Raw genomic sequence first — 1,197 nt, 5'->3', positions numbered from 1 at the left:
TAAGCATGCTTGAAAACTGGATTACGCCGCATGCGCGGCTTGATCCGACGGGGTGGCATTCAAAGAATCATCAACGCGTTATCTCCGATGCTTTTTATTTTCTCAGAGGCTGCTCAAGCTAGCTTGGCAGACCTCCAGAAAATAAAAAGGCCGTACTGATAGTGTGGCGCGTTGGTGATTCTTTGTGGGTAATACTGGATTCGAACCAGTGACCTCCGCCCTGTCAAGACGGTGCTCTAAACCAACTGAGCTAATTACCCGGATAGAGGTTGGCAAAGATAAAGGTTTCGGACAATTAAGAATTCAGAATCAAAAATTAAGAATTCATTCTCGTACCTTTGCCGTTCCTTGGCCCCGTAGTAGAATGGATACTACGTAGGTCTCCGGAACCTAAGATCCAGGTTCGATTCCTGGCGGGGCCACAACTTATGGAGTAATCTAAAGCAAAGTCTGGCAAACTATCTGATTGTCAGGCTTTTCTTTTTTTACAGGCTTCAGTTCAACGCAACCTAAAGCAATAGAAGCAACACAAAACAGACACAAATCGGATACACGAAATTTCCTGTAGCCAATTGGTACGCTCTTTTGCTTCATTCTTCATTCTTCATTCTTTTACGTTTTCAAGACCCTACGTGTCACCGTAACTTTGTGATAATCAAAAATGTAGGAAATGAAAACGCTTATTTATCCAAGAAAGTCAACCGACGGTATGTCGGTCTTGTATTGTCGATTAGTTCACACTGGAAGAAGAGAAACCTTCTCAACCAGCATCAAAATAGATACAAAAAATTGGAATCACGCCAAGCAGGTGATTACTGGAAGCACGGCTGAACCCAAAAGAGCCAAACTAAGTCTCGAAAGATTAAAAGGCCGTATACAACGGGAAGAGGATAAGCTCAGGTTCGAAGGTAATTTTAGTTTGAGGAAGCTAAAAAACGTGTTGATTGGAAGAGACGACGATACTGTAATGTTTCTTGAGGAATTCGAAAACTTCATAAAGTTGCAAAAATCGCGGCAAAGTGACCCACTTAGATCGCGTGAAAGTGACCCACTTAGACCGCGGAAAGTGATCCACCTGGATCGCGTGAAAGTGATCCACCCGGATCGCGTGAAAGTGATCCACCTGTTCATAACTTTTCTTCATAAGCATCGTCGGGGTTTAGCTTCGTAGGAAAACCTACATGCTACGGCCGAATA

The 1,197-nt window shown here is 43.4% G+C and carries 1 protein-coding gene and 2 tRNA genes; 2 read left to right on the top strand and 1 reads right to left on the bottom strand.

The genetic code is table 11. From position 1 onward, the window contains the following. Nucleotides 1-185: 185 nt before the first annotated feature. Nucleotides 186-260 (bottom strand) — tRNA-Val (locus J4F31_02250). Nucleotides 261-350: 90 nt separating this feature from the next. Between J4F31_02250 and J4F31_02245 the strand changes: the two genes are divergently transcribed. Both J4F31_02245 and J4F31_02240 read left to right on the top strand, forming a co-directional pair. Further along, nucleotides 351-422 (top strand) — tRNA-Arg (locus tag J4F31_02245). A gap of 248 nt (nt 423-670) precedes the next feature. After that, entirely contained in the window at nt 671-1,171 is a 501-nt protein-coding gene (locus tag J4F31_02240; GenBank protein MCE2495395.1) for a hypothetical protein, read from the top strand. Nucleotides 1,172-1,197 lie beyond the last annotated feature (26 nt).

This window comes from Flavobacteriales bacterium, from assembly GCA_021296215.1.
Lineage (GTDB): Bacteria > Bacteroidota > Bacteroidia > Flavobacteriales > ECT2AJA-044 > ECT2AJA-044.
Note: the sequence above shows the minus strand (reverse complement) of the source record. Positions and strands in the feature narration are given on the sequence as shown.